Here is a 13,367-nt window from a genome sequence, read left to right as displayed (position 1 = left end):
ACGGTGGTGTCCCAAGCTGAAGCGGCGCCTAAATAGGACAGGCAGAATGCCAGCGCGCAACGGAAATATTTCATGAGTTTCGCAGACATCGTCAGCTTCGCCGGGTTTCTGGCGCTGGTATGCGCCGCTGGCCTTAGCGGCATGATCTTCAAGCCGGGCGCATGGTATCGTCGTCTCGACAAGCCTTCCTGGACGCCGCCGAACTGGGCTTTTCCGGTCGTCTGGTCGGCACTTTACCTGATGATCGCGATCGCCGGCTGGCGGGTCTACGAGACGGTTGGCCTGGCGGCGCTCCCTTTCATCCTCTACGCCGTGCAACTCGTCCTCAACGCGGCATGGTCGCCGCTGTTCTTCGGCCTGCACCGGCCAGATCTCGCATTTGTCGATATCACGCTGCTGGGGATGGCTATCGCGGCGAACATCGCGCTGTTCTGGTCCATCGACGCCGTCGCCGGCTTGCTGTTGATTCCATATTTCATCTGGGTCTGCATCGCCGCTGGCCTCAGTCTTTCGGTCTGGCGCAGGAACCCCGGCGCGTTTTCGCACGCCTGACGCCGCGTCGCAGGGCCGGGCGAACACCTGTTATCTTTGGACGTTCGCAAACCGGTCGTGGCTCGATTTCTGCTTCCGTTTCGGGGATAAAGCGGCCAGAAGCGTCTCTCATTTTCGTCAAACCAAGCGGGGAATTCCATGCGCTTTGCCAGCTATCCGAGCCTTGAGGGCGCCAGCGTCATCGTCACCGGCGGCGCCTCCGGTATCGGCGCCGAGATGGTCCGCGCCTTCGCCGCGCAAGGCTCGAAGATCGGCTTCGTCGATCTCGACCGGGGGAAGGGCGAGGCGCTTGCCGACGAACTGGTCGCCGATGGCCGGACCGTCGCCTTCCAGGCTTGCGACCTGCGCGATATCGCCGATCTGAGACGGGCCTTTGCCGCGCTGGCTGAGGCGCATGGCCCCGCCAGCGTCCTCGTCAACAACGCCGCCCGCGACGACCGGCACGGCTGGGAGGATTTGACGCCGGAGTATTTCGACGAGCGGATCGCCACCAATCTGCGCCACATGCTGTTTGCCATCCAGGCGGTCGCGCCGGGGATGATCGCGGCCGGCAAGGGCTCGATCGTCAATATGGGATCGAATTCCTGGTGGGAGGCGGGTGGTGGCATGCCGGCCTATACGACCGCCAAGGCCGCCGTCCACGGCATGACCCGCTCCTTCGCTCGCGACCTCGGCAAGCACCGAATCCGGGTCAACACCGTGGTGCCCGGCTGGGTGATGACCGAGCGGCAGAAGCAATTGTGGGTCACCGAGGAGGCAATTGAAAAACACCGCGCCCGGCAATGCCTGCCGGATCTGATCGAGCCGGTCTATCTCGCGCGGATGGTCCTGTTCCTTGCTTCCGACGACGCCGCGATGTGCACCGCCAACAACTATATGGTCGAGGCCGGCTCGATCTGAGCGAGGAACGACGGGCGCCGCCGCGGCCATGGGTCAGGCGTCGGCCGAAAGGTTGACGGACGTCTTGATGACGCATCCTATGGTTGTGTAACGTGAAGCGTTCGCGAACCATGAGGTCGGCTATGGCCGAGTTGCCCGACATTCCGAATGCCGGCGCCGGTGCGGCCGGAGGGGGCGCCGCCAACCTGTCGCACGCTCGGCTCGAAGAGATCGCCGAGCGCTATGGCACGCCCTGTTTCGTCTATGACGCGGCTGTCATGCGGCAAGCCGCCGGGCGGTTGCGTGCGGCTTTGCCTGAAGGAGCCACACTCTTTTACCCGGTCAAGGCCAATCCGAATCCTGCCATCGTCGGGCTGTTCGCAGGCCTCGGCTTTGGGGCCGAGGTCGCCTCCAGGGGCGAGCTGGCATTGGCGATGGCGGCGGGAATCCCGGCGAAACGGATCGTCTGGTCGGGACCGGCCAAGACCGACGACGATCTGGCGGCGGCGGTCAAGGTTGGCATCTACGCTATCCAGATCGAGTCGCGGGGCGAAATCGAACGGCTGGCGGCGATCGCGGCGCGGCTGGAGCGCCCGGCCACAGCGGTTTTGCGGCTCGATCTGCCGCAGGATGCCGGCGCGCGGCGCGGCGACTGGGCGGGCGCCTCGTCTTTCGGCATGGATGAGGCGACCGCCGCCGCGATCCTTGGTGCCCGGGACCGCCTGGCGCCGGTCGAGATCGTCGGGTTTCACAATCATCCGACGTCGGGATCGCTCAACGCAGCCGATTTCATTCGGCGCTTCGCGACCTTCATCGAAGCGGTCCGGCGTCTGTCGAAGGGGTTTGCTCCGCGCTTCATCAATTTCGGGGGCGGCTTCGGCGCGCCGTTCTATGCCGACGATTCCGCTCTTGATCTCGATCCGATCACCGCTTTCCTGCGCGGACCCGAGATGCAGACGATCTGCGGCGGCGGTCCACCCCCGCAACTCGGCTTTGAAATGGGGCGATACGTCACCGGGCCGGCCGGCCGCTATCTCGCCCGCGTCGTCGCGGTGAAACGCACCGCGGGGCGGCGTTTTGCGGCGCTCGACGGTGGCATCCACCATCTGATGGTGGTGTCGGGCACCTTGCGCTTCTTGCGGCGGCCGGTCGCCGTCGTCGGGCCGCCGAGGAAGGGAGGCGACAGCGAGCCGACGGAACTCACCGGTCCGCTCTGTGCGCCGACCGACCGGCTGGCCAGCGCGGTGTTGCTCTCGACAGCCCTTGCGCCGGGCGACCTCATCGTCTTTTCCGGCTGCGGCGCCTACGGCAAACATGCGAGCCCGTTGAACTTCCTCGGCCACGACTGGCCGCCGGAGATCCTCGTCGACGGCGACGAGGAGCGGCTGATCGCCCGCCGGGTGCGGTTCGAAGAGGTGCTGGCGCTGCAATCGCCGAACCATCCTGCCGCGGCTGAACCGGGCCGGGTTCCGCCGTGACCTACCGATCGCTGGAGCGGGCGAACGCCTATTTCTACGATCCCGCGCGCCGGGCCGCTGCCGTGCGGCGCCATGGTGGCGTCCGCTACCTCTCCTCCGGGGTCAATCATCTGAAGGCTCCGTCGGTTCTGCTCGAGATCGCCGCCCGCGAGCTGCAAGAGCGGATGCTGGTCGAAAACTATACCGCGCCCGGCGGCGCGCCCGCCGTCGTCGCGGCCATCGCCTTCGAGACCCACGAGCGGATCGGCGCCTCCGCCTTTGGCGCGATCGGGCCGGCCAATATCGCGATGACCGCCGGCGCGACCGGGGCGCTCGCCTTCGCCTTTCGTTATCTCGCCGACATCGCCGGCGCGCGGACGGCGCTCGTTCTCGGGCTGAACTACAGCTACTTCTCGACCATCTGCGACGAACACCGGATTGCCTACCGCACCTGCTGTTCCGAGGAACCCGACCGCATCCTGCCGAGCGCGACGGAGGCCGTTACGCTCGTCGCCAGGCATTGCCCGGACATCGTCGTGCTGACCCAGCCGACCAACCCGTCCGGCGAGGTCTACGGCGTGGAGGAACTGAACACCGTCATCGCGGCGGTCGCGACCACAGGAAGCTGGCTGGTGTTCGACGAGGTGCCCGATCTCGCCCATCCCGGCGAGACCGAGCGGCCGCATCCGTTTCCCGAGAATATGGAGGCCTTTCCGAAGCGGCTGATCTGGATCAACTCGTTCTCCAAGTCGCGCAGCCTCGCCGGCTTGCGGGCCGGCTGGCTGATCGCCGACCGGCCGGTGGTCGACTTCGTCCGTCGCCACAACGAACGGCTCCTCTGGTCGCCGGTCCACGCCGGGGCGAGCGCCCTCGTTCTCGACATGGTGCTGCGGGCCGCCGCGCGCCGGGTCCGTGATGCTTCGTTCGTGCTGGGCGATCCGAAAGACGATGCGGCGATCGATCACATGGTGGCGCGCGTGGCGCGGCGGGCCGGGCGCTACTTGCGGCTGTTCTCGCCATACTCCGACGATTTTTCCCGGCCCGGCGATCTCTGGGCGTTTCTCGACGCGGCCGTCGACTGGCCGCAAGCGTTTCGCCGTTACGAAGCCGATCTGGCCGCGACCGGTGCGATCTGCGCCGCCAACTGGCGGGCGTTCGGGGGCCGGCTCGGCGACCGGCTGCGCTCGGTGATCGCCGCTCCGGTCGGCTTCAACCATTGCGTCAAATTCGACGATGGTCTCGACGAATGGGCCTTCGCGCGGCAGGCCTTCGACGACGCCGGCCTCGACTTCTACACCGAGAGCGTTTTCGTAGATCACGATCGCGAGGATTCCAGCGATTATTGGGTGCGGATTTCGACGGCGAACCAGAAGGAGATTTTCGCGGCGGGTTGCGAGAAACTTTCAGATTTCCTCGACCGCGGGCATGGCGCCTGAGCCGGACAGGGCGCCCGGCCGCCGATCTTCTCCGAGAATCNTCGCGGCGGGTTGCGAGAAACTTTCAGATTTCCTCGACCGCGGGCATGGCGCCTGAGCCGGACAGGGCGCCCGGCCGCCGATCTTCTCCGAGAATCAGAGTCCGTTTCAAAACTCTCTACCACGCAGTTCGGAATGAGATTTGGCCGCTGTCAGCGATGCAGTTTCGCCGGTTTCCTGCCCGTGGGGGTTATGCGGAGAAACTACGAACATCGGCTTTCCGGGGTTTCGAAACGGCCTCTCAGCCGCTCGACCGCGCGGATCGCCGGGGCGCGGTGCTTGTCGAAGAAGTGGTCGAAGCTCGCCGCGAAACTGCCGAGCGAAGCGCTACGCGGATGGTCCATATGGGCCGAGACGATGCAGGGCAGGTCGCGAAATTCGGTGCCGAGCCGCATCAGCCGATAACCGAGTTCGATCGCCTCGGCACCCCAGCGAAAGCCGAAGCCCTCGTCGTAACCGCCCGACGCCTCGAACAGCCGCTTTGTGAGCGCGACGCCGGACCCGGAATAGCCGAGCCAGCGATGGGCCGCTGGACCGTTGGCGAGTGTGTCGCTCACCAGCCGCTCGAACCGGTTGCGGTGGACGCATTGGCGGGCGATCGACGGCCAGTCCTCGACGATGGTCCGGCGGGACACGAGCCGCCGCGTCATTGCCGCGCCGGGAGCAAGCACCCGCCCATCGTAGCGAATGCCGCGCTCGGGATCGCGGAACGGCGCCAGATAGCGCAGCAGATAGACCGGTGCGCGGACGACGCGGTTCGGTTCGTCGGCAAGATGGGCGAGGGCGGTCGCAAGATAGTCCGGCGACAGCAGCACGTCGTCATCCATGAACAGGAGCACCGGCGCGCATGCCAGCGCGGCGCCGTGATTGCGCGCCGCCGCCTGACCAAGCGCTGGTGTCCGGACGAGGCGGACCGGCAGCCCCGCCGTGCGGGCCACGGCCACCGCCGCCTCGGTGCTGGGGGCCGGTCCGTCGGCAACGACGATGGTCTCGAAGCGACCCCGACAAAGCGTCTGCGGGATCAGCGAATGCAGCGCCAGCACGAGCCGCTCCGGCTTGCCTGATGTCGGGACGATCATCGCGAGGTCGGGAACGCTCATTCGCCTAGCCGATCTCCGCCGTCATGGCCTCGGCCGGTCGCGCTGGCGGCCGCGAGGCCGCGCCCGGCATCGCCACCAGTCCCGTCGGCTTCGGCGTGAGCCAGGCGTCGAGCCCCTCGGAAAACAGTTCGGTCTCGAACTCCTCGACGAAGCGCCGGGCCACGCCGTCGAGCCCGTCGGGGCGGCGACCTACGTTTTGCTGTTCCTGCGCGGCGTCGACCAGTCGCCGCATCAGCCCGGCGAGCGCGCCGCCGACGGAGCGCCGGAACGTGGCGATCCGTTTGATGCGGGCGAGGGCGTCGACCCGGTCGCCGCCGCGCGATGTCTCCCGTAGCGTCTTGAGCAGCGGCGGCAGCACTTCGTCGGTCAGCACCGACCAGCGGTTCACCTCACCGTTCAGCGCCGACCAGAAGGCCGCGACATGAGGGTTTTCGATCGGCGTTCGCTGATAGGTCGCGGCGGCGCACCAGCGCGCTAGGCTGACCGCGTCGTCGGCGTCCACCGGCGGCAAATCCGGCTTGCCCCGGACATTGTCGTGGCGCCTGGCGGCGGCGGTGCCGCAATGCACCTTCAGCCGGTTGACCAGCCACAGCGGCTGGTTCGAGCGCCACAGGCGCGTACGTTCGATGAAGCCGATACTCTCCTCGACCTCGTCGAGGCAGGACTCCCAGTCGAGCAGGATCATGCTCGGCATCAGGTCGAGCTTGAGTGCCCGCGCCAGCGCCACGGCTGCTTCGTTCTGCTCGACGGTCTGGCCCTTCGCCCAACGCTTCAGCGTCTTGGCCGACCCGGATTCCAGGCCGAAGAGGATCTGGTCGAATCCGGCCTCGCGCAGCCGGATCAGCGTCTCCGGCACGAGGGAATCGACCCGGCATTCGGCGTGGAAATTGATCTTGAGGTCGCGCGCCAGGATTTCGTCGGCGAAGGCCAGCATTCGCCGGTTACTGGCCTCGCCATAGCCGAGGAAATTGTCGTCGGCCATGTAGAAGCGCGTGACGCCGTGGTCGCGTGTCACCGCCTCGATCTCGTCGACGACGTCGCGCGGGTCGCGCATCCGGTAGACGCCGTCCTTCATGCCGCGCACGATGTTCGGAACCGTGCAGAAGGTGCAGAACGCCTTGCAGCCGCGCGAGGTCGTCAGATAGGCGCTCGGCACCGGCAGGCCGCGCTGGCGGATCGCGGCGATGATGTCGCGGGCGGGATGCGGCAGCGTGTCGAGGTCGGCCGGCATCGCGCGGGGCTGCTTGACGATGCCGCCGTCCGACCGGCGCACGAGCGAGGGAACCGCGTCCAGCGCGCAGCGCCCTTCGACAGCGTCGGCTAGCCGCGCGATCGCCGTTTCGCCTTCGCCCTCGACGATAGCGTCGATGAACGGAAAGGTTTCCAGCAGCAGCACCGAAATCGCCGAGGCCAGCGGTCCGCCGAAGACAATGAATGTCTCGGGCCTTGCGCGTTTCAGGATCCGCGCGGCGGTCAGCGCGCTCTTCAATTGCAGATCGTAGAGCAGCGAGAAGCCGGCGATATCGGGCGCGAAGGCGGTGAGCCGGTCGATCAGCGCCTTGTCGTCGAGCCCTTCATTGCCGGCGCCGACGACGGCCACCTGGCGGCCTTCCCGGCGCAGCGTAGCCGCCAGATATTCGATGCCCAGAAACTCGCGCGACAGGGTGTAGTCGGTGCCGAAGGTGACGATGTCCCGGCAGATCTCCTCGAAGCTGCGCAGCATCCGCTCGCGGTGTTCGCGGTCGGGATCGTCGGCGAAGGGGTCTTCGCGCGGTCCCACCAGCGCAACCCGAAGTGGGGCGCCGGGCATCTAGGCTGTCGCAGCGCCGACCAGCGGCGTCGCCAGTTCGTCGCGGTGCCGGGCGAGATAGTCGGCCCAGAGCCGCACGGAGGCGAGCGCGGGGTCCATCAGCGCTTCATCCGGCACGTCGATGTTCAACTCGGTCTCGACGTTGAGGATGAACTCCAGATAGTCGACGGACGTCAGCCCGATCGCGCCGAAACTGTCGTTGCGCAGATCGGCGTCCCGCCGGACCATCTCGTTCGCAGCGCAGAGGCTTTCGAGGATTTGCGCCAGTTGATCCTCCAGCTGGCGCGCCGCGATCCCGTCCTGACTGGTTTCCATGGCGCTCACCCACTTCTCCGACACATCCAAGGGAAATACTATCTCTGGTTGCTTCGATATACAACCGGAGATAGCGTAACGGCATGAGACCTAGGGTTCGATGATTGCGGTTCAGACCGATCGCCTCCGGCGCGCCTGGGGCCGTTCGATGCTGCGCGAATTCGCGGCCAAGCAGCAGATCGTCGATCGGGGGCATGTCTTTTCGGATCTGATATCGGAGCGCGACGGCCGGCAACTCGGCGTCCTTGCCGCCGCCTGCGAGGAACTGGCCAGCGGGCGGTTCGATGCCGGCGCCCTGGCGCGTCTGCTGCTGGACGAGGAGATACGCCTCGATGCCTGCGCGGAACGGCTTGCCCAAGCGGCGCCGGGCGCCGGGGCGGAGCTGGCCGGCATGGCGCTGGCGCTGGTCTATCTGCCCTTCACGATCCCCGACACCTTCGCCAGCCTGGTGTTCGAGCCGCTCGACCTGCGCCATGTCGCCAGACGCGCCGACCCCGATCGCTGCCTGTCGCCGCGCACCCGGCTGTTCTTCGCCGATCGGCTGATGCGCAACCGGACCGTGCAGGGATTGATCGCGGCGACGGGCGCCGCCGTGGCGCTGTTCGAGAACGGTGGGGCGGGCCGCGCGCTATTCGACGTTGAGCCCGAGCGGCTGCGGCGGCTGGCCGATTTCGCCATGGCGCTGGCGGGCCGACCGGCCCTGTTCGCGGCGATGCTGCGCGCCTGCGACGAGGGCGACTGGCAACGGGCCGACGAGCTCTGCCGCCATGTCGCGGGCGATACCGGCCGCGACGACGGTGAGGGAGCCCACCCGCCCTGGCTCGCCGATTGCCTGGTGCTGACATTGCTGCCGACCTGCGACACGATCGACGCGGCGGCGCGGCTTTTGGCCGTTGGGGCCAGCCCGGCGGTCTATCGCTCGGCCGCGACGGCCATGGCTGACGCGGCGCCAGACCCGGCCGGCCCCGATCCCACCGTCGATGCAAAGCCCGCGCGGGCATCGGCGCCCGCCTGAAGTGCTCGCGTCCGGGCGGTCTTTAGCTCGACCAGCCTTTGCCATGCAGCCGGCTCGGAGAAGAGCGGCATGACCGCCAGCTCCTCCAGATCGACCGCGCCGTCGAGATAAAGGTTGAGGACATCCGCCTGGCTGAAGCAGTTGCGGCAGACCGGCACTCGTGGCGGGTCCCGTTGCATCAGATCGTAGAGCTTGTGCTCGCCGATCACCGCGCTCGCGGCGTCGATCCCGTCGCGGCGGACATTGGCGATCTCGGCCGTCCAGCCGACCGGGCAGGGGGTGATCGCGCCGGTGTCGAACAATTGCACGGCGGCGGCCGTCAGATGGCAGCGGTGACGGCGAATGCCGTTCGCGTCATCGAGAAAATCTGCCAGCCGGTGGTAGTAGGCGGCCGGGCCGAGCACCGGGGCAAACGCGCCGGGCAGGCTTCGCAGGAGCTCCGCGAAGGCCCGCCGCGCTTCCAGACCGAACAACCGCTCGGAATGGATGCCGCGCACCGGAATCGGGATCAGCACGACCCGGCAGGGCAGCGTCGCGAGGAACGCCAGGAAGTCGCAAAGATGCGCCGCGTTGGCATCGCTGACCACCATGGTGATTTCCAGCGGCCGGCCTGTGGCCGTGATCGCGTCGAGCGCCGTCATCACCCTCTCGCCAAGCCGCGGCGAGCGCCAGCGCATGGCGTTCATCTCCGGCGTGTGGCCGTCGAGCGAGAGGTTGAAGCCGACATTGCCGAGGCCGGACAGGCGCTCGACGATCGCCGGCGTCAGCTCGGTGCCGTTGGTCAGCACCTGGACATGGGCGTAGCGCGCGGACAGTTCGGCGACGAGATCGGCGGCATTGGCCAGCAGGAACAGTTCGCCGCCGCTCACCTTGATCACCGGCGCGTCGACATGGCGGCGAAGCCCGTCGAGCATGGCCAGGACATTAGGGATTGCGATCGCCGCGCCGCGTCGCTTGGCCGACGCCGAGGTGGCCTCGCCGAAATCGCCCGCGTCGGCGACGCTGGTGCAATAGCTGCACTTCAGGTTGCACCAGTTCCCGGCGACAATCAGGTCGTGGTAGAGGAACCGCTTCATGCCCGGCCTCCCGTCGTCGCCGGACAGGATGGCACGGTGTCAGTCTGATAACAACCTTAGGTTACATTTCAGCCCAGTGCGCCCCCCGGCGTGCCGGGGCCGGAATCCGGTGCGATGTCCATCTCGTAGACGATGTGCTTCTCCTCGAAGCCGGCCAGCCGGTAGAGCGCGCGCATCGCGTCGTTGGAACTGGCCGTGCGTCCGACGATGCGCGTGTAGCCGGCCTCCCGGCAATGATCGAGGACGGCGCGCAAGAGCGCGATCGCGGCGGTGGGACCGGCCCGCTCGCCATCGACATACATCGAGCGGAAGTCGGCGTAAGTGTCGCCGGTGATGAAGTTCTGGCGCGGCGCCACCCAGACCCAGCCAACGAGATGCCCGCCGTGCTCGGCCACCTTGGTCCAGTCGCCGCCATATTTGATCAGCTTGGTCAGCTTCTTGCGATAATGCGCCGGATCGGTCACCGCCTCGTCGGCGAAGGATTTGACGGCGATCGCGGCCTCGAAGCCGGCGACCGCCTCGACATCCGAGAGGCGAAAATCGCGCAGGACCAGGCCGCTCGGGTCGGCTGGGGCGGGGGGACGGTCGGCCATGGCGGGGGCGCTCCGGTCGTCGAGTGGGGCCGCGCGACGGCCGCGCGCGGGTGGTGGCGCGGGGTTGCGGCCCGCATGGCGCGTGACTATAGCGAGCCGAGCGAATTGAACAGGGCCGACGGCAGCGCCGACATTCGTCCTCGCAATCATAAGGTGCAATCATGCGAATACGCCAAGTCCTCGCCGACATGCGCGACTGTTCGGCCGCGATCGAGGACGAGCTGGCGCTGCGCGACGCCGCGCTCGCCGGGGCGAAAGCCGGCGGCGCGACGATCATCGGCGAGCATGCCCAGCGCTATGTCCCGCACGGCATCACGCTGGTGGTGTTTCTGGCCGAATCGCACATCATGCTGACCACCTGGCCGGAATATAAAATGGTGCTGGTCGACGTGCTCCTGTGCAATCCGGACATGTCCGAGGACGCGACGATCGACGAGATTGCGCGGCTTCTTTGCCCGGACGGGCTGGTCGAGCGCAGCTACGTCACCCGGCAGATCGAGCCGCTCCAGCCGTGACCGCTCACCGCGATGCCGAGGGATAGCCAAGGCTGGTGGTCGTTCGCGCCGACCGCCGAACCGCCCGACGCTGGCGCCATCATCCGCGCGGCCGATGCGGGACGCGGCGCCCTGTCGCGGGTCCTGCGCGAGGAGCGTCATCGTCTCGGCACCGCCCGCGCCGCGAGCCTGCTCCGGGAGGCCGGCGTCGGCGCCGCGCTGCGCCCGGTGCGGCTCTTCCTCGTCACCTCCTACCAGCCGCGCGCCATCGACGACGCGCTGCGGCTTGCCTTCGCGATCGCCGGCTTCGACCTCGAGACCGTCACGGTCGAGGGGCTGGCCGAGGCCGCTGGCCGGGCGCGGGAGGAGATCGGGCAGGGGCGTTTCGATGGCGCCATCCTCTCCATCGCTGCGACCGGCGAAGCCCAGGTTGTCCGGGCCGTTCACGACGAAACCGCGCGGGTCGCGGCGAGGCTCGCCGAAACGCTGCAATGCCCGGTCGCCATCATCGGCGAGGCTGATTTTGCCGGGACGGGCGACGCCGGCGCGGGCGTCTTTGCCTGTCCGGCCGCACCCGTACTCGTCGATAATTCGCCGCTGTTCGACACGCGTTTTGCCGCCAGCCTTGGCACCATCCCGTCGCAGCGCGGCGCCGACGCCATCGCCGACACCGCGGCCGGCTTTGCCGCCCGGATCATGGGCAGCGCGCCGAAGCTGCTGATCACCGACCTTGACGACACGCTGTGGCGCGGTGTCGCCGGTGAAACCGGCGATCTGGCCATGCACGCAAGCTATGCGGCGGCGCTCGCCGCGCTTGCGGCGCGCGGTCTGGTGCTCGCGGCGGCGAGCCGCAACGAGGCCGAGGTCGCGCGGGAAGCGCTCGCTGACCTGGCAAATCCGGTGCCGTCCGGCGTTCCGCGCTTCGCCGCTCTCGCTGTCGACTGGGCCGACAAGGCGGATCTGGTCGCGCGCCTTCTCGACCAACTCGCTCTGGCGGCGGAGCACACGGTCCTGATTGACGACGACCCGGTCAATTGCGCGCGGGTCGCGGCGCGGTTTCCGGCGATGGACGTGCGGCGCTTCGCCGATCCGGATGGCTTCGCGGTGATGCTTCTCGCCGATCCGCTGCTGGCCGCCGGAGAACGCCCGATGGCCTCTGAAACCCGCGCCACGCACTACCAGCGGCGGGCGGACGTGGAACGCCTGCGCGCGGCCGAGACCGACGTGGCGGCGTTCCTCGAACGCCTCGAAACCCGGCTCACCATCCTGCCGCTCGATGCCGCCAGCCGGGCGCGCGCGGCGGAACTGGCGCGGCGGGTCAACCAGTTCGTGCTCACCGCCGAGCGGCCCAACGAGATCGAACTCAGCCGGCGAAGCAATTCCCTCGATTTTCTGGTGCGGCTCGACGATGTCTTCGGCGCCCACGGCATCGTCGGGCTACTTCTCGCCGATCGGGACGGCGACGCGGTCGTCATCCGCAATCTCTATCTTTCCTGCCGGGCATTGCAGCGGCGCGTCGAGACGGCGATGCTCGCCGTGCTCAGCCGGCGCGCGGCGGCGGCGGGCGCGAGGTGGATCATCGGGACAGTCGATATGATGGAACGCAACCGACCGGCGCGGGGCCTGTTCGCCGAGGCCGGTTTCGGCCAGGAGGGCGAGTGCTGGGTGCTCGATTTCGACTCGGCGGCCGAGGCGCCCGGCGTTGCGGCTCCCACGGGGCTGACGATCATCGACGGGGCGCCCGGGATCATGACGGACACGAGCGACGGCGAGGCATCATGACGGAGACGAGGCAATCATGACGACCATGACCGACAGCGACATCGAATCCCGCGTCGCCGCGATCGTCGCAGACATCCTCGGCGTCGATCCGGGCGCGATCATGCCTGCTACCCGCGCCGAGGAGATCGCGGCTTGGGATTCCTTTGCCCTGGTGCGCATCGTCTTCGCGCTGGAGGCCGAATTCGGCGTCCGCCTGACCATGGCCGAGATCGAGGCGATCGACGGCGTCCCGGCGCTGGTCCGGGCCGTTCGGCGGGGGTAGCGGAAGCGCTGGAGACTCGGCGGACGCCGCCTGCCTCGTCATCCTCGGCCGCAGGCCGGGGATCCATGCCGCAATGTCGATTCTACACTCTCCGGAAACGGATTGGCGGTTCCAGCGACTTGGAATGAGTCCCGGCTCAAGGCCGGGATGACGCCCGTCATGGAACGTCGCGTCCTCGCGTCCTCCGGTGGGGAGGAGAACGGTGCCCATTTCGGCGGCGCTCGCGGAAGCGCGCCACCCTCGCCCCTGAGGGGAGAGGGTGGTTCGCGCAGCGAACCGGGTGAGGGGTGCACGCCATCGCCCGCACCGCTTTGGCGGCCGGCCTATGCATCCCTCGTCACTGATCCTTCCTTCTTTCGCTTCTCTTCGATTCACCGCCCTCTGGGCCCCCGCCAGCGAGGAGCTTAAGGGCGGGGTCGGTTTTCTGTCCCGTCCTTAAGTTTCGCGGCTTCGCCGCTCACTGACGGGCGGAGCGTGTCAACGAATGTGAGACAGCCGGAGCGATAGATTAAGCTTGGAGTTGGAGCTTGTTGTTGGGCGGATTGATCCAGACGGCG

13 protein-coding genes are annotated in these 13,367 nt (G+C 67.8%); 8 read left to right on the top strand and 5 right to left on the bottom strand.

Features of this window, described 5'->3' with window-relative positions; translation table 11 throughout:
- The first annotated feature begins 72 nt into the window (after positions 1-72).
- The 4 genes from VQ044_RS13090 to VQ044_RS13075 all read left to right on the top strand — a co-directional run bounded on the left by VQ044_RS13090 (position 73) and on the right by VQ044_RS13075 (position 4,324).
- Entirely contained in the window at positions 73-552 is a 480-nt protein-coding gene (locus VQ044_RS13090; protein WP_327647699.1) for a TspO/MBR family protein, read from the top strand.
- 138 nt (positions 553-690) lie between these two features.
- Positions 691-1,452 (top strand): SDR family NAD(P)-dependent oxidoreductase, encoded by a 762-nt coding sequence (locus VQ044_RS13085; protein WP_327623996.1) that lies wholly within the window; start codon positions 691-693, stop codon positions 1,450-1,452.
- 122 nt (positions 1,453-1,574) lie between these two features.
- On the top strand, positions 1,575-2,909 hold the full coding sequence (locus VQ044_RS13080) for a hypothetical protein (protein ID WP_327647700.1): 1,335 nt from the start codon (positions 1,575-1,577) through the stop codon (positions 2,907-2,909).
- Positions 2,906-4,324: a pyridoxal phosphate-dependent aminotransferase gene (locus VQ044_RS13075; protein ID WP_327623994.1), complete on the top strand. Its 1,419-nt coding sequence runs from the start codon at positions 2,906-2,908 to the stop codon at positions 4,322-4,324. Before VQ044_RS13080 ends, VQ044_RS13075 begins: the two co-directional genes overlap by 4 nt.
- A gap of 242 nt (positions 4,325-4,566) precedes the next feature.
- On the opposite strand, the gene VQ044_RS13070 is transcribed toward VQ044_RS13075, so the two are convergent.
- From VQ044_RS13070 to VQ044_RS13060, 3 genes are read right to left on the bottom strand one after another with little or no spacing between them, the layout of a single operon-like run.
- Positions 4,567-5,463 carry a glycosyltransferase family 2 protein gene (locus VQ044_RS13070; protein WP_327651019.1) on the bottom strand — a complete coding sequence of 299 codons (897 nt, stop codon included), beginning with the start codon at positions 5,461-5,463 and terminating at the stop codon, positions 4,567-4,569.
- Positions 5,464-5,467: 4 nt separating this feature from the next.
- Positions 5,468-7,273 (bottom strand): B12-binding domain-containing radical SAM protein, encoded by a 1,806-nt coding sequence (locus VQ044_RS13065; protein ID WP_327647702.1) that lies wholly within the window; start codon positions 7,271-7,273, stop codon positions 5,468-5,470.
- Positions 7,274-7,588 carry an acyl carrier protein gene (locus VQ044_RS13060; protein WP_327647712.1) on the bottom strand — a complete coding sequence of 105 codons (315 nt, stop codon included), beginning with the start codon at positions 7,586-7,588 and terminating at the stop codon, positions 7,274-7,276. It abuts the gene before it with no gap.
- Positions 7,589-7,688: 100 nt separating this feature from the next.
- On the opposite strand from VQ044_RS13060, the gene VQ044_RS13055 reads away from it, so the two are divergent.
- A complete protein-coding gene (locus tag VQ044_RS13055) occupies positions 7,689-8,603 on the top strand; it encodes a hypothetical protein (protein WP_327647703.1) in 915 nt (304 codons plus the stop codon).
- On the opposite strand, the gene VQ044_RS13050 is transcribed toward VQ044_RS13055, so the two are convergent.
- Together VQ044_RS13050 and VQ044_RS13045 are read right to left on the bottom strand one after the other, a co-directional pair.
- Positions 8,501-9,679 (bottom strand): radical SAM protein, encoded by a 1,179-nt coding sequence (locus VQ044_RS13050; RefSeq protein ID WP_327647704.1) that lies wholly within the window; start codon positions 9,677-9,679, stop codon positions 8,501-8,503. The genes VQ044_RS13055 and VQ044_RS13050 overlap by 103 nt on opposite strands.
- Positions 9,680-9,747: 68 nt before the next feature.
- Complete coding sequence (locus VQ044_RS13045; RefSeq protein WP_327647705.1) at positions 9,748-10,272, bottom strand: GNAT family N-acetyltransferase; 525 nt, start codon at positions 10,270-10,272, stop codon at positions 9,748-9,750.
- A 161-nt stretch (positions 10,273-10,433) separates the two neighbouring features.
- Between VQ044_RS13045 and VQ044_RS13040 the strand changes: the two genes are divergently transcribed.
- Genes VQ044_RS13040 through VQ044_RS13030 form a run of 3 tightly spaced genes read left to right on the top strand, consistent with a single transcriptional unit; the run spans position 10,434 to position 12,810 of the window.
- The gene (locus tag VQ044_RS13040; protein WP_327623988.1) at positions 10,434-10,787 is read left to right on the top strand and encodes an S-adenosylmethionine decarboxylase family protein; all 354 of its coding nucleotides are present in this window, start codon (positions 10,434-10,436) and stop codon (positions 10,785-10,787) included.
- A gap of 12 nt (positions 10,788-10,799) precedes the next feature.
- Positions 10,800-12,548 (top strand): hypothetical protein, encoded by a 1,749-nt coding sequence (locus VQ044_RS13035; protein ID WP_327647706.1) that lies wholly within the window; start codon positions 10,800-10,802, stop codon positions 12,546-12,548.
- A 16-nt stretch (positions 12,549-12,564) separates the two neighbouring features.
- The gene (locus VQ044_RS13030) at positions 12,565-12,810 is read left to right on the top strand and encodes an acyl carrier protein (RefSeq protein ID WP_327647707.1); all 246 of its coding nucleotides are present in this window, start codon (positions 12,565-12,567) and stop codon (positions 12,808-12,810) included.
- Positions 12,811-13,367 lie beyond the last annotated feature (557 nt).

The organism is Aurantimonas sp. C2-5-R2 (assembly GCF_036549495.1).
GTDB lineage: Bacteria > Pseudomonadota > Alphaproteobacteria > Rhizobiales > Rhizobiaceae > Aurantimonas > Aurantimonas coralicida_A.
The sequence above is the reverse complement of the archived record's forward strand: the minus strand, read 5'-3'. Positions and strand labels throughout refer to the sequence as shown.

Bases quoted from the DNA above. Each gene is read 5' to 3' on its own strand.
- VQ044_RS13090 (WP_327647699.1), top strand. From the start codon at position 73: ATGAGTTTCGCAGACATCGTCAGCTTCGCCGGGTTTCTGGCGCTGGTA.
- VQ044_RS13085 (WP_327623996.1), top strand. From the start codon at position 691: ATGCGCTTTGCCAGCTATCCGAGCCTTGAGGGCGCCAGCGTCATCGTC.
- VQ044_RS13080 (WP_327647700.1), top strand. From the start codon at position 1,575: ATGGCCGAGTTGCCCGACATTCCGAATGCCGGCGCCGGTGCGGCCGGA.
- VQ044_RS13070 (WP_327651019.1), bottom strand. From the start codon at position 5,463: ATGAGCGTTCCCGACCTCGCGATGATCGTCCCGACATCAGGCAAGCCG.
- VQ044_RS13065 (WP_327647702.1), bottom strand. From the start codon at position 7,273: ATGCCCGGCGCCCCACTTCGGGTTGCGCTGGTGGGACCGCGCGAAGAC.
- VQ044_RS13060 (WP_327647712.1), bottom strand. From the start codon at position 7,588: ATGGAAACCAGTCAGGACGGGATCGCGGCGCGCCAGCTGGAGGATCAA.
- VQ044_RS13055 (WP_327647703.1), top strand. From the start codon at position 7,689: ATGATTGCGGTTCAGACCGATCGCCTCCGGCGCGCCTGGGGCCGTTCG.
- VQ044_RS13050 (WP_327647704.1), bottom strand. From the start codon at position 9,679: ATGAAGCGGTTCCTCTACCACGACCTGATTGTCGCCGGGAACTGGTGC.
- VQ044_RS13045 (WP_327647705.1), bottom strand. From the start codon at position 10,272: ATGGCCGACCGTCCCCCCGCCCCAGCCGACCCGAGCGGCCTGGTCCTG.
- VQ044_RS13040 (WP_327623988.1), top strand. From the start codon at position 10,434: ATGCGAATACGCCAAGTCCTCGCCGACATGCGCGACTGTTCGGCCGCG.
- VQ044_RS13035 (WP_327647706.1), top strand. From the start codon at position 10,800: ATGCCGAGGGATAGCCAAGGCTGGTGGTCGTTCGCGCCGACCGCCGAA.
- VQ044_RS13030 (WP_327647707.1), top strand. From the start codon at position 12,565: ATGACGACCATGACCGACAGCGACATCGAATCCCGCGTCGCCGCGATC.